We start from the raw sequence: 21,669 nt of genomic DNA on the forward strand, positions 1-21,669 counted from the left end.
AAATGGCGGTGAGCGAATGCAAGCGGGATGTGAGGTTTGTATGCCGTCTGTCCGTGGCTACACAGTCGTATTGCCAGATGGGTTCTCAATTGAGAAGTTGATGCCGTATGTGAAGGACGAGCCTGCTCCGAGATTTCAAAAGCTTGACAGCCGCACCTTTTGGGCAGAGGATGGGCTGTTTTTTGAAATGATGGATGCACTGCAGACGAACAGCCAAGTGCAGGCAGCTCCGGCCCGGCCGATGAATCCATTGCAGTTCGAAGGGGCAGTGCAGCCGGTTGCAGCACTTTCACAGCAGCGGGAAGCAAGCTGGATTGATGAGCTGATCCGCAAGAGAAATATTGCAACCTACTATCAGCCCATTGTCCGGCTGAATGGAACTGCGGCGGAGGTCATCGGCTACGAGCTGCTGGCGCGCGGGGTACGGGAGGATGGCAGCATCATTTCTCCTTATCATATGTTTGAGGCGGCCAGAGTGCGGAATCGGTTGTTCTCCTTGGACCGTCTGTGCCGTTTGGAGGCGATTCGCAATGCTGGAAGCATGACGGATTGTTTGCTGTTCATTAATTTTATTCCCACGGCCATTTATGTACCGGAGCACTGTCTGGCCAGTACATTTCAGTTGGTGAAGCAAACGAAGCTGCGTCCCGAGCAGATCGTGTTTGAAGTGGTGGAGACGGATGAGGTGCAGGACATCCGGCATCTGCAGTCCATTCTGGAGTATTATCGCCATCACGGCTTCAAATACGCTTTGGATGATGTAGGAACAGGGTATAATCATGCTTCCAAAATTCAAAAGCTGCGTCCGGACATTGTGAAGCTGGCGATGGAGCACGTGCAGGGCATCAGTCTGGACCGGGAAAAGCAGAAGGCGGCCCTTGAAATTGCGCAAATGACTCACAGCATTGGCGGATCGGCGCTGGCGGAAGGTGTGGAGACACTGGAGGATATGCAGTGTTTGCAGGAGCTGGGCTATGATTTGTTTCAGGGCTATTATTTGGGAAAGCCGCAGCCTGAGCCGGTGCGCCGGGTGCTTTCATAATAATCGCGCGGGGCAGGGCGGCTTCAGCTGCTCTGCCTGCCGCTTTTGTAACAATGTTACAGCTGGAAGGAACAATATCATATTCCCATTACAGCCCAATTAGCAGTTTGTTACATAGACAAATTCTTCTCCTTCATCTGCTATAGTTGTATCCACACAGACGAAGGGAGAGGAGAACATGATGAAAGGAATGCTGGCAAAGGCCGGAATTGGCGGAGCAAAACCACATCTGGGGCTTCTCAGGACAGCTTATCGAAATGGAGAGGCAGTGGCCGGATATGTACAGGTAAGCGGTGGCGGAACAGGACAGCGGATTGAACGGCTGACGGTATCCGTAAAGCAGCGCAACGCGGCGTTCCCGTTGGCTGTTACAGAATATACAGAATTGGACATTACGGGGCCGTTCGCAATTGAACAGGGAGAGGAACGGCACTTTCCATTTGTGTACAAGCTGCCGCTTCAGGAGCAGGAGGATGCCCAGACCTTGTTTGAGCTTGTGGCGACTTTATATATTGCGGGTGCCCGGCGGGAGCGCGATACCGCGGAGATTTTCATTCGAACTGCCTGAGGGCAATGCCCATCCCCATCGAGAAGGAGATCCGGAATGGGAACAGCATGAATGCTGCTGGCGGCCTTGCTGATTGCTGCTGCGGTGACAGGATACATTGCGCTGCCACAGCTGATTTGGCTGGCCGTTGTAGTGCTGGTGGTATATGTCATGGTATTTGCAGTAAAGGGGATTGTCCGCAGGCATTGAGGAAGAGGCGATAGAGCCTCTTTTTTTTGTATGCTCTTAACTAAACAGGCTCGTCAGTACATATATTTTGTAATATTATGAGGGTAGATAATATTACTTGGTCATAACAGGGGGAGAGGTCATTTGGAGAAGCTTGCCTGGGTCATTGACAGCACTGCCTACGTGTCAGAGGAAGTGAAACAGCATCCTGATATCTTTGTTGTTCCTTTGGCTGTCATGTTTGGGGATGAGGTGTACGAAGATGGGGTTACCATTGATGAGCATGCTTTATATACGAAAATCCGGGAGCAGCAGGCGGTGCCGACCACCTCACAGCCGGCAATCGGCGTGTTTGTGGATCTGTACGAACAGCTGAAGGAAAACTATGATGCAGTCATTATGCTGCATGTGTCACAACGCTTGAGCGGAACATATAATGCCAGCAGACAAGCCGCGGAAATGACAGGACTCCAGTATCATTGCATCGACACCATGGTGCTGTCGGCAGGGACCACCTATTTGCTGGAGGAAGGGCTGTATTTGGCGGGGCAGGGCTGCCGTGCGGCGGAAATTGTCCAGCGGCTGGAAGCGATTCTTCCTTCTCTGGAGGACTATATTCTCATCGGCAATCTGGCGCAGCTGCACCGGGGCGGGCGGCTGAGCAATGCCCAGTATGTGATTGGCACGCTGTTGAACATTAAGCCGATTCTGCAGGTGCGCGATGGGCTGGTGGAGGTCTACGGGAAGGTGCGTTACGAGAAGAAAGCAGTAAAGCTGCTGCTGGATAAGTGCCGGGAAGCGCTGTCACAGCATGATATTCGCAAGCTGGCGGTGATTCACGGCAACCGTCCGGAAGCGGCGGCCCAATGGCGTGAACAGATTCTCGCGATGAAGCCGGGCTTGCGGGTCGACCTTGTGCCGCTGCCATCTGTATTAGGGGCGCATGCAGGGGAGGGGACGCTGGCTGTTATGTGGTACAATGCAAGCCTGGAAGGATAGATTTTTCAGGACATGTAAAAAAGCATTGACGGACGGGAAAGTCCGGTTATACAATGAATCATGTAAAAAATGGTAAAGGAGGTTACGTGTGATGATTGTAGCAGGAATGATCCGTATGCAGGACAATTGGATACAAGAGCACGTGACCGAAGCAGAGGGCTGTCTGGAATAGCCTTGTGCCGCCATTCTGATCCTACAGAGAATGCGTACGTTGCGTGAGGGCTTCGTACGCTTTTTTATGCTTTTGCAGGCATATCGTCAAAGCGGCGGTATGCCTTTTTGTGTTTTGCGGGTGATTTCGCCAAAGAGGCGTTCACATAACAAATGGAGAGAGGAAGATGAGTGATGAAAACAATCATGGTGAGCGACATGCTGTATGGAGCCTTGCAGGACAGCGGCTAGAGAAAGCAATGCCCAGAATAGAGAGGAGAGGATCTATTTGTTTTCTGTATTACAGAAGCTGACATGGTTTTTTAAAGCAGAGTGGAAGCGCTATACGATTTCAATCACGCTGCTGATGCTTGTAAATATTTTGGAGATTATGCCCCCGAAGCTGCTGGGCATGTCCATTGATGATATTAAGGACGGCACGCTGACGGCGGCGGGCATTTTGCAATATATCGGGATTTTGCTGGCGGTGGCGCTTGGCGCCTATATCATGACGTTCTTCTGGCAGCATCAGCTGTTTGGCGGGGCATTTGTGCTGGAGCGGGTCATGCGTTCCAAGCTGATGCGCCATCTGTTGAACATGACGCCGGCCTTTTATCAGCGCAACCGGACCGGGGATTTAATGGCCCGGGCTACGAATGATTTGAAGGCAATCTCCAACACGGCGGGCTTTGGCATTTTGACGCTGGTGGATTCCAGCGCCTATATGCTGACTATCTTGTTTATGATGGCCATAACGATCAGCTGGAAGCTGACGCTTGCGGCCATGCTGCCTTTGCCGATTATGGCGATTGCGATGAACCGGTATGGCAAGAAGCTGCATGAGCGCTTTACGGTTGCCCAGGATTCCTTTGGCGATATGAACGACAAAGTGCTGGAGTCGATTGCCGGTGTGCGGGTCATCCGTGCTTATGTGCAGGAAAAAGAGGATGAGCAGCGGTTCCACCGCCTCGCGACAGACGTATATGAGAAGAACATGGAAGTGGCAAAAATTGATGCCTTGTTTGATCCGACCATTAAGCTGCTGGTTGGCCTCAGCTACTTGATCGGTCTGGTGTACGGGGCATTTCTGGTGTTCCGCAGTGAGGTGACCTTGGGAGAGCTTGTATCCTTCAACGTGTATCTCGGGATGATGATTTGGCCGATGTTTGCCATCGGGGAGCTCATCAATGTGATGCAGCGGGGCAATGCCTCCCTTGACCGTGTGAATGAGACGCTGGCGTGCGAGCCGGAGGTGCAGGATCCGGCAGAAGCGGAGAAGGTGGAGAAGCCGGAAAGCATTGTGTTCGACCGGGTGTCCTTCCGCTATCCGACAGGAGACACGGAGCAGCTGCGTGAGGTATCCTTCAGCCTGAAGCGCGGCCAGACGCTCGGAGTGGTCGGGAAAACCGGCAGCGGCAAGACAACACTGGTGCGGCAGCTGCTGCGGCAATATCCGGTGCAGCCGGAATCCATCCTGATGTCCGGTGTGCCGCTTGAACGTATTCCAGTGGAAGAGGTGCTTGGCTGGGTCGGCTATGTGCCGCAGGAGCATATCCTGTTTTCCAAAAGCGTACGGGAAAATATTATGTTCGGCTGCCGGCATGTGGACAAAGAAGCGCTGCAGCAGGCCATCCGGCTCTCTGCCTTTGAAAAGGACTTGACGTTCCTGCCGGACGGTCTGGAGACCATCGTGGGCGAAAAGGGTGTATCCCTGTCCGGGGGCCAGAAGCAGCGGATTGCGATTGCGCGGGCAATGATTCTGAATCCGGAGATTTTGATCCTGGATGACTCGCTGTCAGCGGTGGACGCCCGGACAGAAGCGGCCATTATTGCCAGCATCCGCAGCGAGCGCAGCAATAAAACCACAATTATTACCACACACCGCCTATCAGCCGTGCAGCATGCCGATTGGATTGTGGTGATGGATGAGGGGCGTGTGGCGGAGGCTGGCACGCACGAGATGCTTCTGGCGCATGGCGGCTGGTACAAGGAGCAATTTGAACGCCAGCAGCTGATGAGCGAGGATGCAGGGAATGAGGTGAGTGTATGAAGGTTGGAAAACGGCTGTTTCAATATGCGGTAAAGGTTAAGGGCGTCATTCTTGCGGCGCTGGTGATGCTGGCGATTTCCGTCGGCGCCGAGCTTGCGGGACCATTTGTGGCGAAGCAAATGATTGACAATCATATTGTCGGCATTGAAAAGCCCTGGTATGAAACAAAGGAACGGCAGGACGCAGTCCTCTATAACGGCACTCTATACAAGAGGGGCGACCGCTTTTCTGCCGGGGAAGAGAAGGGAAAGGAAGCCCGCATTCTGCAGGTGAAACGGAATTATTATTTTGTTGACAGCAAGGTCGGCATTGAGGGGAAACGTTCGGCAGAGGGAAATCTGCTGACCATTCAGAGCGGTGCTGCCAAGCAGGTCTATCAGGTGCAGAAGCTGTCCTTGCCGCAGGTATTTTCCTTCTATGAGCCGGAGGTACCCCGTCTCCTTTGGCTGAGCGGCAGCTATTTTGCCCTTTTGGCAGTGGCGGCGCTGTTCGCTTACGGGCAAAAGTTTTATCTGCAGAAGGCATCCAATAAGATTATCCAGCATATGCGCGAGGACGTGTTCGCGCATATTCAGGAAATCCCGATCCGATACTTTGACAATTTGCCGGCCGGAAAGATTGTCTCCCGGGTCACCAATGATACGGAGGCAATACGCGAGCTGTATGTAACGGTGCTGGCGACCTTCTTCTCCGGCATCATCTATATAACCGGCATCTTTACGGCGCTGTTTCTCCTGGATGTGCGTCTGGCGGGACTGTGCTTGTTTATCCTGCCGGTTCTCCTGCTTTGGACCGTGCTGTACCGGAAGTATGCGTCCCGCTATAACCACGTTATCCGCGCGCGCTTGTCTGACATCAATGGCATGATTAACGAATCGATCAACGGCATGAGCATCATTCAGGCGTTCCGGCAAAAGCAGGAGACAGAGCGCGAATTTGAGGTAATGAACGGCGAGTACTATGAATATCAGAAAAAGCTGCTCAATCTGAATGCGGCAACCTCCCACAACCTGGTGGGGGTGCTGCGGAATCTCTCCTTCATCGCGGTTATCTGGTATTTTGGCGGTGCTTCCTTGACTGCGTCGGCCGCATTGTCCATCGGTGTGCTGTACGCTTTTGTGGATTATCTGACGCGCCTGTTTTCGCCGATTACCGGCATGGTGAACCAAATGGCCAATCTGGAGCAGGCACGCGTCGCTTCCGAGCGTGTATTCGAGCTGCTGGATGAAGCAGGCACGGAGGTCAGTGAGGCGCATGTGCCTCGCTTCGCCGGAAATGTGGAATTCCAGCATGTCTCCTTTTCTTACAACGGCAAGGATGACGTTCTGCACGACCTCTCCTTCAGTGCCAAGCGGGGGGAAACCGTGGCGTTGGTCGGCCATACAGGATCCGGCAAGAGCTCCATTATGAACGTCCTGTTTGGCTTCTACGAGTTTCAAAAGGGGCGGATTACGATTGACGGTCAAGATGTGAAGGAATTGCCAAAGCAGGCGTTGCGTGAGCATATGGGCATTGTCCTGCAGGATCCGTTTCTGTTTACAGGAACGATCGCTACGAATGTCAGCTTGGAGCATGGGCGCATTTCCCGTGAGAGGATGGAGCAGGCCTTGCGCGACGTGGGAGCGGACCGCTTCATCGCCAATTTGGCAGGCGGCTTGGATGAGCCGGTCATTGAAAAGGGCAGTACGCTGTCGGCCGGCGAACGGCAGCTCATTTCCTTTGCCCGTGCGCTTGCCTTTGACCCGGCCATTTTAATTCTGGATGAAGCGACATCGAGCATCGACACGGAGACAGAGACGATCATTCAGGATGCGCTGGAGGTGCTGAAAAAAGGGCGTACGACCTTCATCATTGCCCACCGCCTCTCCACAATCCGGAATGCAGACCAGATTCTCGTGCTCGACCGCGGCTGCATTGTGGAACGCGGCAGCCATGAGGAGCTGATGGCCCTTGGCGGCCGCTACTCCCGGATGTATGAGACGCAGGCTGCCGGTGCCCAAAGTGCCTGATGTTCACAGAAAGTTACGATAGCTGCCATATAATGTTTACAGTTCCTCTGATAAGCCAATCCCTCCAAATGATATGCTAATAGTAGAAAAAGGCACAGAGGAGGATTTATATGGAAGAGTTCTCTATTACCTTGAATATCGCATTTTTCCTGCTGCTGTTGGGCTTTATCGGCTATACAGTACTGGATTCCTAAAAGGACCTGTTCACGTGAACAGGTTCTTTTTTATGGAGAAGTTGGTTAAAATAAGCACAGGACATTATACTTGAAAAATGATTGCATAACGCATACAATCAGGAATGTTCTAAAAACCCGATAAGAATACTGGAGGATTGTTGTTATGAAAAAGTTATTTTCCCTTTTTCTCGTAGCATTGCTGGCGTTCGGCGCACTGGCTGGATGCAGCACAAAGGAAGAGAAGAAAGATACAGCCAAGTCCACAAGCAATGATGTGCTGGCAAAAATCAAGAAGGATGGCAAGCTGCTCGTAGGGACAGAAGGTACATATCCGCCGTTCACCTTCCACGATGAGGGCGGCAAGCTGACAGGCTTCGATGTGCAAATTGCGGAGGAAGTGGCAAAGCGCATCGGTGTGAAGGCTGAATTTAAAGAAACACAGTGGGATGCCATGTTCGCAGGCTTGGATGCCAAGCGTTTCAATATGATTGCGAACCAGGTGGGCATCCGTCCGGACCGCCAAGAAAAATACGCGTTTTCAAAGCCGTATATTTCTTCTTCTGCGGTGCTGGTTATTCCAAAGGATAAGGACAAGCCTGCCAAGTTTGCGGATGTGAAAGGCTTGAAGGGTGCGCAGTCTCTCACAAGCAACTTTGCGGATATCGCGAAGAAAAACGGTGCGGAAATCGTCGGTGTGGAAGGCTTTAATCAGGCGGCAGAGCTGCTGAGCTCCGGCCGTGTGGATTTTACCATCAATGACCGTTTGTCCGTACTGAATTACATCGCCACAAAAAAGGATGCCAAAATTAAAATTTCGGATACAGAAGCAAATGCTTCCGACAGCGGCTTGATGTTCCGCAAGGACAGCCAAACACTTGTGGATGCGGTGAATAAGGCGTTGGATGATATGAAGAAGGATGGCACATACGCGAAGATTTCCGAGAAGTGGTTTGGTGAAGATGTATCTAAGTAATGCAGTTTTCGACAGTGAGCGGCTCCAGCTTTGGGGCGAAGTGACAAGGACCTCCTTCATGCCCATGCTGAAGGGGGTTATCTCCAATACCCTCCCGCTGACTTTGGTCAGCTTTGTGATCGGCCTGGCACTCGCTGTCGTTACGGCATTGTGCCGCATTTCAGGCAACGGGCTGCTGGACCGCATAGCACGCGTGTATGTTTCCGTCATCCGCGGCACACCGCTGCTCGTGCAGCTGTTCATCATTTTTTACGGCCTGCCGACGGTCGGGATTACAATTGATCCCTTCCCGGCGGCCGTCATCGGCTTTTCGCTGAGCGTGGGCGCCTACGCTTCCGAAATTGTCCGTGCCGCCATTCAGTCCATTCCGAAGGGGCAGTGGGAAGCAGCTTATACCATCGGCATGTCGTACCGGCAGGCGCTGCAGCGGGTGATTCTGCCGCAGGCCGCGCGCGTGTCTGTGCCGCCGCTGTCCAATAGCTTCATCAGCCTCTTGAAGGATACATCGCTGGCATCGACCATTCTGGTGGTGGAGATGTTCCGCAAAGCGCAGGAAATTGCGGCTATGAACTATGAGTTTCTCATTGTCTATACGCTGGCAGCGGTTATATACTGGGTAATTTGCTTTATCCTCTCCATTGGCCAGCAGGTTCTGGAGAAGCGTTTGGAACGCTATGTGCTGAAGTGAGGAGGGGATGTTGTGATTACAGTACGGAATTTGCAAAAGCAATTTGATGATCATCTTGTGTTACGGGATATCAGTCTGGAGGTGCCAAAGGGCGAGGTAGTGGCCATCCTTGGCCCGTCCGGTTCCGGCAAAACGACGCTGCTGCGCTGCTTGAATGTGCTGGAAATGCCAAACGGCGGCAGCGTCACCATCGGCGGCGAGACCGTTGAGTTCGGCGGCAAGGTGACGAAGCAGGATATTGCCAAGCTGCGCAGCCAGACCGGCATGGTGTTTCAGCAGCATAATTTGTTCCCGCACTTTACGGCACTGGAAAATGTGATGGAAGGCTTGGTTACGGTCAAACGGGTGCCTAGGCTGAAGGCGCGCGCCACCGCAGAGATGTTTCTGACGAAGGTCGGGCTCGGCGACAAGATGAACCTGTATCCGTTTCAGCTTTCCGGCGGCCAGCAGCAGCGCGTGGGCATCGCCCGGGCGCTGGCGATGGAGCCGCAGGTGATGCTGTTTGATGAGCCGACGTCAGCGCTCGACCCGGAGCTCGTCCAAGAGGTGCTGAAGGTTATGAAGGAGTTGGCGGCGGAAGGCATGACGATGGTGGTCGTGACGCATGAAATGCGCTTTGCCCGCAGCATTGCGAACCGGGTCATTTTCATGGAAGGCGGCTACATCGTCGAAGAAGGACAGCCGGAGCAAGTCTTCCAAAGCCCGCGGGAGGAGCGGACGAAGCAGTTTCTGCAGCTGTTTGAATGAGAAAATGGAGCCGTGTGCGGCTCCATTTTTTTATGGCCGGCTTCGCTTCCGCCAAGAACAATATCCCGGCTGCAGCAATCCCGGCTGCATCCAGGTGCGGTCAGGCGGCGGGGAACTCGGCTGGTCCAAAGTCTTTGGTGCTGCCAAAGCCTGCAGCTTCGGAAAGCTTCAGAACCCGGTTGCAATCGTTGACAAACCAAGAGCCTGAAGCAATAAGAAGAGGCTCCGGTTGGTCCGGAGCCTCTATAGCCATATTATGGTTTATCGTTGAAATCCGCCAAGCTGTTGCTCAGCCATTGCCACAAGACGCTTTGTGATTTCGCCGCCGACAGAGCCGTTAGCGCGGGCAGTTGTTTCGCCACCCAGTTGTACACCAAACTCTTGTGCAATTTCGTACTTCATTTGATCCAAAGCTGCTTCCGCACCAGGTACAACTAACTGATTCGTGTTGTTGTTAGACATGTTAGTTCCTCCTTAGGAATATAAGTTTTTTTGGTTGGATTAGCTGGGGTTGCACCAGTGAAAGCCACTAGGCTGGCTCTAATCCATCGGGTTGGTGGTGCGCTTGCTTTGTACTACTAGTATGGATGGGAAAGAGGTTTGTATGCGGACATTTCCGCTGGTATATTTTTGCAAAATAACAAATTCTAATTCCAAAAATTTCAAGTCGTAAAAGCACATAGGAAAAAGAGAATGTCACATAATAGGAGTACACCAGTCAAGGAGGTGAAAACAAATGTCCAACAACAATAATCAATTGGTTGTTCCAGGTGCAGAAGCTGCTCTTGACCAAATGAAGTATGAGATCGCGCAAGAGTTCGGCGTACAGCTTGGCGGTGAAACAACTGCCCGCGCTAACGGCTCTGTCGGCGGCGAAATCACAAAGCGCCTTGTAGCAATGGCTGAACAGCAATTAGGCGGCAGCTTTCAACAACGATAATATATAATGGCTATCGGGGCGGGTGAACACCCGCCCTTTTCTATAGGAGGAATGAGCATGTCTCTTTGTCCGATTTGCAATGGCATGACCGATGTACAGGAGCGCTGCCCGGAGTGCGCGGCTGTTATGCAGGACTGCGGCAAGACAGTGGATTATTTGGACGACTACAGTGCCTACATGGACTGGCAGCAGCTCGAACAGGTTGACGGCATGCCCTATGAAGAGTCGCATACATACTGCCTGCACCTGTTCTATTGTCCCCGCTGTCAGCAGGAGCACAGCGAAAAAATTCTCATGATATAAAAAAGTCTCTCCCGCTTCGGAAGAGACTTTTTTCGTGCTTCATTACTTTTCATTTGTGTTGCGGATGCGGCTCTCGCTGTCCACATCGAAGAAGTGAACTTTGTTCATGTCGAATGCCAATTCCACGTTATGGCCCGGTTTGAAGTCCGTGCGTGCATCTACGCGCGCTACGAAGTCTTGGCCGGCAACCTGAGAGTACAGCATGGATTCTGCACCGAGAAGCTCAGCCACTTCAATCTTGGCATTCACAACAGAGCCTTGTGCAGCGCTGATGAATACAGGCTCATCATGGACGTCTTCCGGGCGGATTCCCATAATCACTTCTTTGCCTACGTAGCCTTGCTCACGCAGGAACTTCATTTTGCCTTCTGGAACAGCCAATGTGACATCGCCTGTCACGAAGCCTGCATCGGACAGCTTGCCGCGGAAGAAGTTCATCGCCGGGGAACCGATGAAGCCGCCTACGAATACGTTTTCCGGCTTCTCGTATACTTCCTTCGGAGAACCAACCTGCTGGATGATGCCATCCTTCATAACAACAAGGCGGGTTGCCATTGTCATCGCTTCTGTCTGGTCATGCGTTACGTAGATTGTAGTTGTGCCCAGACGGTGGTGCAGCTTGGAGATTTCCGCACGCATGGATACACGCAGCTTGGCATCCAGGTTGGAGAGCGGCTCGTCCATCAAGAATACCTTTGCATCACGAACGATGGCGCGTCCGAGGGCAACACGCTGGCGCTGACCGCCGGACAGTGCCTTTGGCTTGCGGTCCAGGTACTGCTCCAGACCAAGAATGCGTGCTGCTTCTTTCACGCGGCGGTCAATTTCCGCTTTGTCAAACTTGCGCAGCTTTAGGCCGAATGCCATGTTGTCATATACGCTCATGTGCGGATACAGGGCATAGTTCTGGAATACCATCGCGATGTCGCGATCCTTTGGCGCCACGTCGTTTACACGCTTGCCATCGATGGAGAAGTCACCCTTGGAGATTTCTTCAAGGCCCGCAATCATACGAAGCGTTGTGGACTTACCGCAGCCGGATGGGCCGACGAATACGATGAATTCTTTATCCTGAATATGAAGGTTGAAGTCTGTAACCGCAGTTACGTTGTTATCGTAAATCTTATAAATGTGGTCTAATTTCAGTTCAGCCATTTTAAGATCCTCCTGACGATTTGAAATCGTTTTCTCATGTGTTCAGTTTACCCAAAATCGCCAAGTGAGGAAATGGATAGATTGACTAAAAAAACCGCTTTCAACTGTACAGGTTGCACAAAGGCTACTTCGCCTCTGTAAATAGGATCGCCATATAGACGGAGACAGCACCTCTGAAGGATTTGATGTCTATTCCGGTCTTCTCAATGAATTTATCGACACGGTACAGCACACTGTTGCGGTGCATGTAGAGCTGTTTGGCTGCCAGCGAGACGTTCATATTGCAATCCAAATACGCCCGGACAGTTGCCAGCAGATCCTTTTCGTCCTTCACCGTCTGCAGCATGAAATCAGCGGCTTCCCCGGCGTGCCCGGCCAGGAAGAGATAGGGAAGGGCATCCTCGAGCCGATACATATGCTGGCGGCGCAGATGTGTTTTTGCAATGCCAAAGCAAAATTGCTCGTACCGGAAGGCTGCCGGAAGTGCGGAATTTACCGGGAGCAGCCTTCCGACCAGAACATGGGGTGTAATAAAAAAGTCGGATACCAGTGTCTCAAAGGCATCACTCTCAATAGCGATTTCCTCGTCATACGAATAGGTTTCCACAATGACGCCTTGGGAATGGTCCTGCCAGGCCATGACAAACGCTGTCTCCAGCAGACCCTTCAATGCCTCCTCCAGCGCCTGCTTTTCGAAGAATGGCTCCTTTAGGGAAAAATGCAGAAAACGGACCTTTTTCACGGAGGGCTGCAGGGCGGACAGGGCAGCTTCCTCCTGCCCAAACAGCAGCCGCTGCCACAGCTGCTGCTCCGGCGACCGGTATACATCCTCGAGAGCCACAGGAGTCAGAAATACCTGCAGCAGTGCTTCTTCTTGCGGCGACAAGGTTCCTTTTTCAATGCCGATGATTTGGTTGTGCGGGTCACTGTACCAGTGATAGGACTCGCGCCGGCCGGCTGCCGCCTCGGTCACAACCGCCTGGCCGTAATGCTGGCGGAGCTTGTCGATCATGATGAATCTCTCCTTGTGAAATGTTGCTTCTATTGTAGCACAGAAAAAAGGGCTGACCCAATGCGGCCTGCCCTTGCCTGTTATTTGTATACATGAAACAGCATCAGCTCGTGAATTTGCGAAATAATTTGCTTTTCCTCCTGCTCCGGCGGCTGCTGGGACGTCCAGGTAATACGGCCGTCCTTATGATAGGTTCCCTTATAGGGAACACCCCGGAAGAAAAAGGAGATGCTCCAGCCGGGAAGCGCTTCGTTGGCAAAGAGCGGCTTGTATTGGAAGTGAATCAGCACAGGTCGAACCTCCCTTGGTGTGGTTGTCTACTCATTCTGCCGGCCATGCTGAAAATCCTGCTTCCTCCGCAAAAATGGCAAGCAGCTGCTCCGTAATGCGGCGGGCTGTCTCCGGTTCATCGAATATCATGGGCTTGCTGTTCGCTTCGTAAATGAAATACCGCCCTTCTCGGTCAACTCCGATATCAAGTGAAAACTCCCGAATGCGCCCAAATATAGACAGGCTCTGGCCGCAGGCTTGCGCAAGCTGCTGCAAATCCGCCATGCGCACAGGGCGGCTGAGTTCGGAAGGCGAAATGATGGTTCCGCCGTTCGGGACATGGGTGACAATTTCATCGGGCGCCGCCAGCCGGACACCGGCCCCGGTCACCTGAAAGGCACCGCTGGTATAATGCACAGCAACGCGAAGGTCGTATTTTTGCCCCTGCTGCAGGTCATGCGGTAAGGCGGCTTGTACGATGTAAGTGCCATCCAGAAACAGCGATTTCAGCTCTTGATCAGAGACGATCCTGGCCGGTGCACCGGGCGAACGGAGCAGCAAGGCTTCGGCTTGCCGTTCCATGCGGACCAGATGCTTTCCTTTGGCGGACTCCGCACGCTTTACATACACGGCAGCCCCATCAGGCAGTCTTCGCAAATCCATTGGATTCTTCAGCAGCCGCGTCGGCAGCAGGTGGGGGAGGAGGGCAGTATTGCTGCGGAAGGCCTCATATGTCTGCCATTTTGAGAAAAAGCCGGGGTTGAACAGCGGGATTGAGCGGGCGGTGAGCCTGCGGATGGCCTGCTGTACGTCCTCCTTCTGCTCATGTGACCGGTATGGCACGCGGTTATAGACAACGTCTGGGAGGGGAAGCTGGCATTTGCGCCAGCGACCGTCCGGCAAATAGACATAGCCTTCTATACCCTGCTCCTTTATTCCGTAGGGGGAGAACACAAAGCTGACGCCCCCCTTCTCCTGAAGTGCCTGCTGCAGGCCGGCAAAGCGGGGGATGTCGCCAAATAACCTCCCTGCTTCGGTGCCGCTTGTCAAAATTCCGACAAGCGGGCCGAGCCGCCCGTTCTGCTCCTGTACCCGGAAACAGAAGGCGCCTGCTTCATCAGCGGCAGCCGTCCTGCCGCGCCCGAAGCGGTACGCCTGCCGGGGGTGCACCCATTGCTCCAGCCGCGTGTCATAATAGATGCTGGTCATTGAAACAGCTCTTCCGGGGAGAAAAGCGACTTTTCTGTCAGGTGCAGGGCGTATTCAAGGAACAGTTCCTTCGTCAGCCGGTCGCTTTCCTGCAGCTTTGGGTGCTCGAAAATGGAACGGCCGGGCTTGGAGTTTGCCTCGAACAGCCACACCTTCCCGTTCTTATCCAAGCCGATATCAAAGCCGATTTCCCCGATGCAGCCATCCACTTGCCGGTCAATGCAGCCGCTCAGCAGCAGAACCGCATCCGTAATTTTTGTCTGCACTTCATCCCGCTGCTGCGGGTCAGGAAACAGCTCCTCAAGCGTCAGCACATCGCCGCCATTATTGATGTGGGTAGTCATGCTGCCCTGGCCGGCGACCTTGGCGGCGATCGCGGTCAGCTGCCAGATGCCGCTGCGGTTTTTATTCGTATGCACCCGGAAATCAACGGGCTGCCCATTCAGCCGGTACAGCGAAATGCCCTGCTGCACGATAAATTTATCAAGCTCATGATGGCGCAGCAGATGGTTCACTAAATATTCCAGCGCCTGATACTTGCGCAGCTTGTTGCCATTTTCGTCACGGAAGCGGCAGTAATACACATTCTCCTCAAAGGCATAGCGAATTTGGTAGATGCTGTTGCCGAGGCTGCCGTTCATTGGCTTCACATACACATGGCCGTACTTCGCCAGCAGCAGCTCGATTTGCCCGAAGCTGGTAAAGCGCTCTGTTTCCGGCAGATAGGGCAGCGCCTCCTCCTCGCGCTGCAGCAGCTGGTAAATATCCCACTTGTTGAAGAAGCCCGGGTTGAACCAAGGAATCAGATACTCCCGCTGCAGTCTGGTTTTGACACGGGCAATGGCGCGGTGATTTTCCGTCTTCCGGTTCGGCAGCCGGTCATATACGACGTGCGGAAGAGGCACTTCATGCTGCACCCAGCGCTCATTGTTATAGAAGTAACCCGTTACAGTCCCCTCATCCCAGTGAATGTGGTGGGAGCCGAACACAAACATATAAGCCTTATTGGCGGCTGTGGCAGTCAATAGATTGGCAAAGAAAAGCGAGCGCTCTCCGATTGGGCGCAGAGCGGATTCTGTGAAGCCCGCTGTAAAAATGCCAATGAGCGGCCCCAGCATAATCGTGTCTTCCTGGATAAAGACATGAATGTCGGCTGCAAAGGGCAGATGGATTTGCTTGGCGACGTTTGCGCCGATTGTAATGATGGAATCAGACAGATAATCTGTCTCGACCTTGCATGCCGCCACAGACGCACCGAAGGAAATATGCTGCAGCTGCCGTACCTCCGGGAATGTATAGGGAAGGAATACAACATCGGGATGCCGTTCATTGATTTGAATTGGATAGCTCTTCATCGTACATCCGCTCCTTTCTCATGCATGAGATAGCGGCTGTAGGCAAGCGGTGCGCGGTACAGCTGCTCGGTGCGCTCCGGCATGCAGGTGGTGATGACCTTCCGTCCAGGCTTGGAGTTGACGTCAAGCAGCCAGACAGCCCGGTTCCGTTCTACGGAAATGTCGAGCCCGACTTCAAACAACGGCGGCAGCTCCCGCTCAAGCGCACGCGGCACGGCTGCAATCAGAGTGCGGATATCATCCTCAAGCAGGGAAAGATCCCGGCGCGGATAGGCGGCCCGCCATTCGGCATAGGAGATGGTGCTGCTGCCGGCATGCAAATTCGATACAAGGGCGCGTGCGGCGCCGACCCGGACACCGCGTCCGCTTTCCTGCCACTGCCCCTGTTCATCCTTCTGCAGCAGGATGCGAATATCAAATGGCCGCCCGTGCCGGTCCTGTACGGACAGATGCGGCTGAAGCAGGAAGGCGCGTGTTTGGAACAGGGCGGAAAGCCAATCTGTCAGCTCTTCTTTGGAGCGGAAGGTATAAGATTGCTGCTCCTGCCCCTGCTGCATGCTGATGTAAAAGCCGTCACGCTTATGGGAGAGGCGGCAAAAGCCGTTTCCTTGGGAACCGTTGATGGGCTTAAGGGCGGCCTCTCCTTTCCGTGCCAGCATGCTGTGCACCTGATCAGCTGTTGCCTGCTCTGTGTGCGGCACATAAGGAGCTGTTTCACGATGTGAGGACAGGATGCGGTATGTTTCCCACTTATCCGGCAGACCGTAGCCGAGAAATGTAATATCTGTCCGTTTCTTCAGCCAATCCACAATGGGCCGCCCTTTCTTTGCCGCCTCGGAGCCATTGTAAAAGCAGCGGTCATAAATAATGGAAGGAAGCGGAAAGGTCTGCTGCTTCCACTCTTGGCTGCTCTGGTCAAAGGCCAATCCGGCAATGAGCTCGGTTACCGGCTGAATTTGGGCGGGCGTGAAGCGGACAACCTGCAGTCCGTAATCCGGCGCGCGGCGCGCCAGCTCTGTCGCATATTCGGCTTCTTGGGCGGAGCGAAGGGTGAGAAAACCGATCAGCATCATCATACCTCCTTGGATGGCTGTGCGGCAGCCGCACAGCAGTATTGCAGAATAGAACGCACCGAGGGGCGGATTGCCGGCCCGGCCGTTTGCGGCATCATATTTTTGGAAGGCTTGGAATTGGCTTCAATAAACCAGGGGTTGCCATGTTCATCGACTGCCATATCAATGCCGAGCTCGCCGTACAAGCCGTCATAGGAGAGGCTGATGCATTTGGCCACCTCAATGGCGAGCTCGCCCAGCAGCTTTTTAATATGCCGGGCTTCCTTCGAAGAGAAAGCGGGCTGAAGCACTTCCTCCGGTCTATGCAAGGAACCGCCAAGCGCCGCGTTGGAGACAAATTGCTTCTCCGCCGACACGCGGGCGATGGAAGAGGTCACCTTCCAGCGGTGCTCCGGCGTTTTATGGCAGAGAATGCGGAAGTCCAGCGGCCTTTGCTTATAACGGTACAAGGATAATCCCTGCTGCATGAGATAAGAGCGTTGGCCGGTAAGCCGTTTGATGGTGCGGAACAGCTCATCCAGCGAAGTGTAAGAGCGCTGCACGTCTCCGGTGAAGGTCGTGTAGTCCAGCAGATAGCCGGCTTCATCGCGGGTGACGCGCAGAATATTGCGCCCCTGGCTGCCGTAAATGGGCTTCAGGAACAGGCAGGAGTGTGACGCCAGCATATCGGCCAGCTCCTGTTTTGTCTGCAGCAGGGCAGTCTCCGGAATGTACGGCTTCAAATAGGGAAATCCTTGCAGCAGCTCATGCACCTCCCATTTATTCAGAAACCGGTCATTAAAATGCGGGATGCCCCGGGCCTTCATATGCTTCAGCCAATTGAGAAAGCGGGTGCTCTGCTCGGCTCTTCGGGAATGGACCCGGTTGTGCACAATATTCGGAAACGGCATGCTTTCCTTCAGCCAAGCGCCATTTTCGAAGCGGTAGCCTTCTACATCATCATCATCCCAAAGGGACAGTGAAGTGACATAGAAGAAGCAGCCCATTTGCTCGCTAAAGGCAGCGAGCTCTTCGCAGAAGGCAGCCACATTGCCAAAGGAGGGACCGTTGTCCATTTCCTTAATCTCTGTCAGCAAAGCGATGACAGGGCCAAGCACCAGCTCGCGTTTTGATGGAAAGTAACCCGAGCGGAGCAGAGAATCCGGCAGCAGCCGCAAGTGCTCCAAAAGCGCCGGATGGCACAAGAGTACATTTTCTTTGCCGTCTATTGAACTAATATTCACCGCCGCGTCCGTTAGACCAAAAAACAGTGTCAGAGAATCACCTTTTCGAAGCTGCCACTGCTTGGCAAGCCGGCGGGAGAGAATGATTTCATCAGCATCCAAAGCGGACTCGCTCTGGATGCTGACACCGGTTGCAGTAAACATATATGTCCCTCATTTGCTAGGTAATGGGAGAGGCTCTATAATAAGGAGGAGGCTTTTTGTAGTGTATGAGAAAGAGAAATGACTGGTGAAATGGAAGGTTGATGAGAGTGAATATATGGTGGAACTTACTTATTACAACAGGGCTGGGAGCCGTTATTGGCGGCTACACGAATCATGTGGCCATTCAAATGCTGTTCCGGCCGCATGAGCCGGTGTACATCGGCAAGTATCGGGTGCCATTTACCCCTGGGCTGATTCCGAAGCGCCGCGACGAGCTGGCGCGGCAAATGGGGCGCATGGTGGTGGAGCATCTGCTGACGCCGGAGGGGATTGAGAAGCGGCTGCAAAACGAGGCATTCCGGAATGAAATTACACAATGGGCGCAGACAGAGGCTGGAAAGCTCCTGCAGACGGACCGCTCTGTACGGGAGCTGCTGGCTGTAGCCGGCGCAACGGACGTGGAAGGGAAGGGACAAGCGTTTGTACAAGGCCTCGTGCAGAACAAGCTGAACGAAGTATTTGACACATACGGGGCTCTTTCTCTGGCAGAGGCTTTGCCGGCGGACACAAAGGATAAGATTGGGGCGTGGATTCCAAAAGCGGCAGACATGCTTGTGCAAAAGGGCATTGAATATTTTGAGAGCGAGGCAGGCAAGCGCCGGCTGTCACAGATGGTGGATGACTTCTTCGCTTCCCGCGGCACGCTGTTGAATCTCGTCGGCATGTTCCTTGGCAATGCAAATTTGGCGGAGCGCATTCAGCCGGAAATCATTAAGTTCCTGCGGCAAGGCGGAGCACAGAAGCTGCTGACAGAGGTCATTGAGAAGGAATGGCAGGCGCTGCAGGAGCGCAAGATCGGCGAAGCGGAAGAGCTTCTGTCCCGCCAGACGATTCTGGATGCCATTCTCCGCAGCGTAAATATGGAGGAGGCAATCGGCGCCATGCTGGACCGGCCGGTGCGTGATTTCCTGGCGCCGTACGCGGGGCGTGTGCAGACAGAGCTCACTCCATCTGCAGTGAATCGGGTGTTCCAGTGGATCAGCAGCCATTTGCCGACTGTCATGAAGCGGCTGCATTTATCAGAGATTGTGGAGGGGGAGGTCGCCACATTTTCCACGGAGCGTCTGGAAGACCTCATTCTGTCGATCATGAAAAGCGAGCTGAAGGCCATCACGTATCTGGGGGCGCTTCTGGGCGGATTGATTGGCATTGTACAAGGACTTGTCATGCAGCTGATGTCATAACGGAAAAGCATTTCTCATATAGTAAATAGTCTGGTATAGTAGGTAGGTATAAGCGGAAAGCTCCCTGTCCCACGGACGGGCTACATAAAAGGAGGAAGCACATATGGCAACAAATATGTATGATGCGGCATATGCTCTGCAAAAGGCAATTACAGAAAATCCGGATTTCCAAGCACTGAAGCAGCAGTATCAGATAGTACAGGCGGATCCGCAGGCAAAGCAGCTGTTTGACCAGTTCCGCGGCATTCAAATGGAATTGCAAAACAAAATGATGCAGGGCCAGGAAATTACCGAGATGGATAACATGAAGGCGCAGCAAATCGTCATGCAGGTGCAGCAGGATCCGAAGATCACGGCACTGATGCAGGCGGAGCAGCGCGTCAACATGCTGATCGGCGATTTGAACAAAATCATTCTGCAGCCGCTCGAGGATTTGTACGGTCCATTCATGCAATCCTAAAGGATAAGGAAGGCAGCCCATGGAGGGAAGCCTTCCTTTTTATTTGGACACAAACGGGTGCCCTTTATAATAGAAGCGCCACGGATAATGGATTGCTTCCTCCGCGTAATCGATATTAATCCGCGGCCCGGCGGCCATTTCGTATTGTTTGGACAAATGCTGCTCCGGCTCCACAACCTCCATGTACAGCTCGTCTCCAAGCAAGGACAATCCGCGCTGCGCGAACGTGATGTCCAGCGCCCGGCACAGCTTGCCCGGCCCGTTCGTCAGATTGCGGTATTGGCTTTTGGTAATGTCTATCTTGCCGAATCGGGCAGCCTTCATTTCTTCAATGCCCTCAGCCGGCTCCAGCGCCCGAATCAGCACGCCTTGCGGAATCCCCTCGGGGGCTGTAATAATGTTGAAGCAATGGTACATGCCGTAGATTAAGTACACATAGGCATGTCCCGGCGGCCCAAACATGACCTCAGTCCGGTCAGTGCGCCGTCCTCCGTAGCTGTGGGCTGCTTTGTCATCCGGCCCTTTATACGCCTCCACCTCCACAATGAAGCCGCTCCGCTTCCGGCCGTCCACCATATGGACCAGCTTATGCCCGAGCAGCCGCTTCGCCACCTCCAGCGTATCGCCCTCATACCAATCCGCAGGCCATTTCATTGGCATATCTCCTTTCCTGGCCAGGCCGCAGCCCGACTTGAACGTTCTATTTCCGCCTCCTGCTTCATAGGCTAAGTGTAGAAATGCATCAGCCTAGAAAAGGAGGTCCCTCATCATGATTTATCGCTTACTCGCCATTAATATAGATGGATCCCTGCTCCGCCCCAATGGAAAACTGCAAAAAGGAACGAAGGAAGCCATTGATTTTGTCCGGGAAAAAGGTGTCTATGTTACATTATATACAAGCCGGAACTTTCAATCCGCGCAGAAAATTGCCAAGGTGCTGAAGCTGGATTCCTATTTGGTTACACACAGCGGCGCCTATATCTCCGATTCCTTGGACGCCCCGCTGATTCAAAAGCGGCTGTCAGAGGAAAAAACGTTTAACCTCGTGCAGGTGCTGGAGCACTTCGAATGCAATATCCGCATTTGTCATGAGCGCTTTTCCCTGGGCAACCGCCGCCGCCTGGCATCAAACCTGATTGCGCGTACGGTGCTGTCCAATGCGGACCCGGTATTCTACCCCATTCAATTCGTGGAGTCCCTCGGTGACACGCTGCGCGACCAGCCGGTGGCGGCTCCGAAGATCGATGTATTCTTCGCTGATAAGAAGGAAAAGGCAAAGGCCATGGAGACCATCCGCGAGGCGTTCGAGGACGTCAGCATCATTGAATGTGACGGGGAGCGGATCGAACTCGTGCCGCCCGGTGTTTCCAAGCTCCGCGGCCTGCAGCAGCTCGGACGGCACCTTGGCATTGAATTGGGTGAAATGGTTGCCATCGGCGACAGCATCGATGATTTGGAAGTGATTGAAAGTGTGGGTCTCGGTGTGGCGATGGGCAATGCGCCGGTTCAGCTGAAGAAGGCGGCTGACTGGATTACCCGCTCCAATAACGAGCACGGCGTCACCTACATGATTAAAGAGCATTTCCGCAAGCAGTTCCCGCTGGAGTTCCTGAAGGGTCATTTGCGGATCAAAAAATGGTAAGACACATTCCCCGGGATTTCGTCCCGGGGAATTTTCGCTTCGCTCCAGCTGCGCCGCAGGTTTTGAAGT

General features: G+C 53.4%; 24 protein-coding genes. 15 read left to right on the forward strand and 9 right to left on the reverse strand.

Annotated features, from left to right (window positions below; genetic code table 11):
* The first annotated feature begins 40 nt into the window (after positions 1-40).
* From NK662_RS06355 to NK662_RS06400, 10 genes are all read left to right on the forward strand, one after another.
* Complete coding sequence (locus tag NK662_RS06355) at positions 41-1,042, forward strand: EAL domain-containing protein (RefSeq protein ID WP_254758078.1); 1,002 nt, start codon at positions 41-43, stop codon at positions 1,040-1,042.
* Positions 1,043-1,220: 178 nt separating this feature from the next.
* Positions 1,221-1,610, forward strand: a complete 390-nt coding sequence (locus NK662_RS06360) for a sporulation protein (RefSeq protein WP_254758079.1) — start codon at positions 1,221-1,223, stop codon at positions 1,608-1,610.
* Positions 1,611-1,661: 51 nt separating this feature from the next.
* A complete protein-coding gene (locus NK662_RS06365) occupies positions 1,662-1,799 on the forward strand; it encodes a hypothetical protein (protein ID WP_254758080.1) in 138 nt (45 codons plus the stop codon).
* Positions 1,800-1,922: 123 nt separating this feature from the next.
* On the forward strand, positions 1,923-2,777 hold the full coding sequence (locus NK662_RS06370) for a DegV family protein (protein WP_254758081.1): 855 nt from the start codon (positions 1,923-1,925) through the stop codon (positions 2,775-2,777).
* A gap of 439 nt (positions 2,778-3,216) precedes the next feature.
* Positions 3,217-4,977, forward strand: a complete 1,761-nt coding sequence (locus NK662_RS06375; protein ID WP_254758082.1) for an ABC transporter ATP-binding protein — start codon at positions 3,217-3,219, stop codon at positions 4,975-4,977.
* Positions 4,974-6,986 carry an ABC transporter ATP-binding protein gene (locus NK662_RS06380; RefSeq protein ID WP_254758083.1) on the forward strand — a complete coding sequence of 671 codons (2,013 nt, stop codon included), beginning with the start codon at positions 4,974-4,976 and terminating at the stop codon, positions 6,984-6,986. Before NK662_RS06375 ends, NK662_RS06380 begins: the two co-directional genes overlap by 4 nt.
* A 339-nt stretch (positions 6,987-7,325) precedes the next feature.
* Positions 7,326-8,135 carry an amino acid ABC transporter substrate-binding protein gene (locus NK662_RS06385; protein WP_254758084.1) on the forward strand — a complete coding sequence of 270 codons (810 nt, stop codon included), beginning with the start codon at positions 7,326-7,328 and terminating at the stop codon, positions 8,133-8,135.
* A complete protein-coding gene (locus NK662_RS06390) occupies positions 8,122-8,823 on the forward strand; it encodes an amino acid ABC transporter permease (protein ID WP_254758085.1) in 702 nt (233 codons plus the stop codon). Before NK662_RS06385 ends, NK662_RS06390 begins: the two co-directional genes overlap by 14 nt.
* A gap of 12 nt (positions 8,824-8,835) precedes the next feature.
* Complete coding sequence (locus NK662_RS06395) at positions 8,836-9,570, forward strand: amino acid ABC transporter ATP-binding protein (RefSeq protein ID WP_254758086.1); 735 nt, start codon at positions 8,836-8,838, stop codon at positions 9,568-9,570.
* Positions 9,563-9,778: a hypothetical protein gene (locus tag NK662_RS06400; protein WP_254758087.1), complete on the forward strand. Its 216-nt coding sequence runs from the start codon at positions 9,563-9,565 to the stop codon at positions 9,776-9,778. The genes NK662_RS06395 and NK662_RS06400 overlap by 8 nt, the downstream gene beginning before the upstream one ends.
* A gap of 53 nt (positions 9,779-9,831) precedes the next feature.
* Here NK662_RS06400 and NK662_RS06405 read toward each other — a convergent pair whose 3' ends face one another.
* Complete coding sequence (locus tag NK662_RS06405; protein ID WP_254758088.1) at positions 9,832-10,032, reverse strand: alpha/beta-type small acid-soluble spore protein; 201 nt, start codon at positions 10,030-10,032, stop codon at positions 9,832-9,834.
* 274 nt (positions 10,033-10,306) lie between these two features.
* On the opposite strand from NK662_RS06405, the gene NK662_RS06410 reads away from it, so the two are divergent.
* A complete protein-coding gene (locus tag NK662_RS06410; protein ID WP_254758089.1) occupies positions 10,307-10,510 on the forward strand; it encodes an alpha/beta-type small acid-soluble spore protein in 204 nt (67 codons plus the stop codon).
* A 57-nt stretch (positions 10,511-10,567) separates the two neighbouring features.
* Positions 10,568-10,813, forward strand: a complete 246-nt coding sequence (locus NK662_RS06415) for a hypothetical protein (protein WP_254758090.1) — start codon at positions 10,568-10,570, stop codon at positions 10,811-10,813.
* 42 nt (positions 10,814-10,855) lie between these two features.
* Here NK662_RS06415 and NK662_RS06420 read toward each other — a convergent pair whose 3' ends face one another.
* From NK662_RS06420 to NK662_RS06450, 7 genes are all read right to left on the reverse strand, one after another.
* A complete protein-coding gene (locus NK662_RS06420) occupies positions 10,856-11,968 on the reverse strand; it encodes an ABC transporter ATP-binding protein (protein ID WP_254758091.1) in 1,113 nt (370 codons plus the stop codon).
* A gap of 124 nt (positions 11,969-12,092) precedes the next feature.
* Positions 12,093-12,980: a PucR family transcriptional regulator gene (locus NK662_RS06425; protein ID WP_254758092.1), complete on the reverse strand. Its 888-nt coding sequence runs from the start codon at positions 12,978-12,980 to the stop codon at positions 12,093-12,095.
* Between the two features lie 80 nt (positions 12,981-13,060).
* Positions 13,061-13,270 (reverse strand): YheE family protein, encoded by a 210-nt coding sequence (locus tag NK662_RS06430; RefSeq protein ID WP_254758093.1) that lies wholly within the window; start codon positions 13,268-13,270, stop codon positions 13,061-13,063.
* Between the two features lie 31 nt (positions 13,271-13,301).
* Complete coding sequence (locus NK662_RS06435) at positions 13,302-14,459, reverse strand: YheC/YheD family endospore coat-associated protein (protein ID WP_254758094.1); 1,158 nt, start codon at positions 14,457-14,459, stop codon at positions 13,302-13,304.
* The gene (locus tag NK662_RS06440; RefSeq protein ID WP_254758095.1) at positions 14,456-15,814 is read right to left on the reverse strand and encodes a YheC/YheD family endospore coat-associated protein; all 1,359 of its coding nucleotides are present in this window, start codon (positions 15,812-15,814) and stop codon (positions 14,456-14,458) included. Before NK662_RS06440 ends, NK662_RS06435 begins: the two co-directional genes overlap by 4 nt.
* Entirely contained in the window at positions 15,811-16,884 is a 1,074-nt protein-coding gene (locus tag NK662_RS06445) for a YheC/YheD family endospore coat-associated protein (RefSeq protein ID WP_254758096.1), read from the reverse strand. The genes NK662_RS06440 and NK662_RS06445 overlap by 4 nt, the downstream gene beginning before the upstream one ends.
* A gap of 2 nt (positions 16,885-16,886) precedes the next feature.
* The gene (locus NK662_RS06450; RefSeq protein ID WP_254758097.1) at positions 16,887-18,254 is read right to left on the reverse strand and encodes a YheC/YheD family endospore coat-associated protein; all 1,368 of its coding nucleotides are present in this window, start codon (positions 18,252-18,254) and stop codon (positions 16,887-16,889) included.
* A gap of 98 nt (positions 18,255-18,352) precedes the next feature.
* On the opposite strand from NK662_RS06450, the gene NK662_RS06455 reads away from it, so the two are divergent.
* Together NK662_RS06455 and NK662_RS06460 are read left to right on the forward strand one after the other, a co-directional pair.
* On the forward strand, positions 18,353-19,498 hold the full coding sequence (locus NK662_RS06455) for a DUF445 domain-containing protein (RefSeq protein WP_254758098.1): 1,146 nt from the start codon (positions 18,353-18,355) through the stop codon (positions 19,496-19,498).
* A gap of 103 nt (positions 19,499-19,601) precedes the next feature.
* Positions 19,602-19,958 carry a YlbF/YmcA family competence regulator gene (locus NK662_RS06460; RefSeq protein WP_254758099.1) on the forward strand — a complete coding sequence of 119 codons (357 nt, stop codon included), beginning with the start codon at positions 19,602-19,604 and terminating at the stop codon, positions 19,956-19,958.
* 39 nt (positions 19,959-19,997) lie between these two features.
* On the opposite strand, the gene NK662_RS06465 is transcribed toward NK662_RS06460, so the two are convergent.
* Positions 19,998-20,612 (reverse strand): DNA-3-methyladenine glycosylase, encoded by a 615-nt coding sequence (locus NK662_RS06465; protein ID WP_254758100.1) that lies wholly within the window; start codon positions 20,610-20,612, stop codon positions 19,998-20,000.
* 115 nt (positions 20,613-20,727) lie between these two features.
* On the opposite strand from NK662_RS06465, the gene NK662_RS06470 reads away from it, so the two are divergent.
* The gene (locus NK662_RS06470) at positions 20,728-21,600 is read left to right on the forward strand and encodes a Cof-type HAD-IIB family hydrolase (RefSeq protein WP_254758101.1); all 873 of its coding nucleotides are present in this window, start codon (positions 20,728-20,730) and stop codon (positions 21,598-21,600) included.
* Positions 21,601-21,669 lie beyond the last annotated feature (69 nt).

The sequence above is a fragment of the Ectobacillus ponti genome (genome assembly GCF_024294785.1).
Lineage (GTDB): Bacteria > Bacillota > Bacilli > Bacillales > Bacillaceae_G > Ectobacillus > Ectobacillus ponti.

Bases quoted from the DNA above. Each gene is read 5' to 3' on its own strand.
- NK662_RS06355 (WP_254758078.1), top strand. From the start codon at position 41: ATGCCGTCTGTCCGTGGCTACACAGTCGTATTGCCAGATGGGTTCTCA.
- NK662_RS06360 (WP_254758079.1), top strand. From the start codon at position 1,221: ATGATGAAAGGAATGCTGGCAAAGGCCGGAATTGGCGGAGCAAAACCA.
- NK662_RS06365 (WP_254758080.1), top strand. From the start codon at position 1,662: ATGCTGCTGGCGGCCTTGCTGATTGCTGCTGCGGTGACAGGATACATT.
- NK662_RS06380 (WP_254758083.1), top strand. From the start codon at position 4,974: ATGAAGGTTGGAAAACGGCTGTTTCAATATGCGGTAAAGGTTAAGGGC.
- NK662_RS06385 (WP_254758084.1), top strand. From the start codon at position 7,326: ATGAAAAAGTTATTTTCCCTTTTTCTCGTAGCATTGCTGGCGTTCGGC.
- NK662_RS06390 (WP_254758085.1), top strand. From the start codon at position 8,122: ATGTATCTAAGTAATGCAGTTTTCGACAGTGAGCGGCTCCAGCTTTGG.
- NK662_RS06405 (WP_254758088.1), bottom strand. From the start codon at position 10,032: ATGTCTAACAACAACACGAATCAGTTAGTTGTACCTGGTGCGGAAGCA.
- NK662_RS06410 (WP_254758089.1), top strand. From the start codon at position 10,307: ATGTCCAACAACAATAATCAATTGGTTGTTCCAGGTGCAGAAGCTGCT.
- NK662_RS06415 (WP_254758090.1), top strand. From the start codon at position 10,568: ATGTCTCTTTGTCCGATTTGCAATGGCATGACCGATGTACAGGAGCGC.
- NK662_RS06420 (WP_254758091.1), bottom strand. From the start codon at position 11,968: ATGGCTGAACTGAAATTAGACCACATTTATAAGATTTACGATAACAAC.
- NK662_RS06425 (WP_254758092.1), bottom strand. From the start codon at position 12,980: ATGATCGACAAGCTCCGCCAGCATTACGGCCAGGCGGTTGTGACCGAG.
- NK662_RS06435 (WP_254758094.1), bottom strand. From the start codon at position 14,459: ATGACCAGCATCTATTATGACACGCGGCTGGAGCAATGGGTGCACCCC.
- NK662_RS06440 (WP_254758095.1), bottom strand. From the start codon at position 15,814: ATGAAGAGCTATCCAATTCAAATCAATGAACGGCATCCCGATGTTGTA.
- NK662_RS06445 (WP_254758096.1), bottom strand. From the start codon at position 16,884: ATGCTGATCGGTTTTCTCACCCTTCGCTCCGCCCAAGAAGCCGAATAT.
- NK662_RS06450 (WP_254758097.1), bottom strand. From the start codon at position 18,254: ATGTTTACTGCAACCGGTGTCAGCATCCAGAGCGAGTCCGCTTTGGAT.
- NK662_RS06460 (WP_254758099.1), top strand. From the start codon at position 19,602: ATGGCAACAAATATGTATGATGCGGCATATGCTCTGCAAAAGGCAATT.
- NK662_RS06465 (WP_254758100.1), bottom strand. From the start codon at position 20,612: ATGAAATGGCCTGCGGATTGGTATGAGGGCGATACGCTGGAGGTGGCG.
- NK662_RS06470 (WP_254758101.1), top strand. From the start codon at position 20,728: ATGATTTATCGCTTACTCGCCATTAATATAGATGGATCCCTGCTCCGC.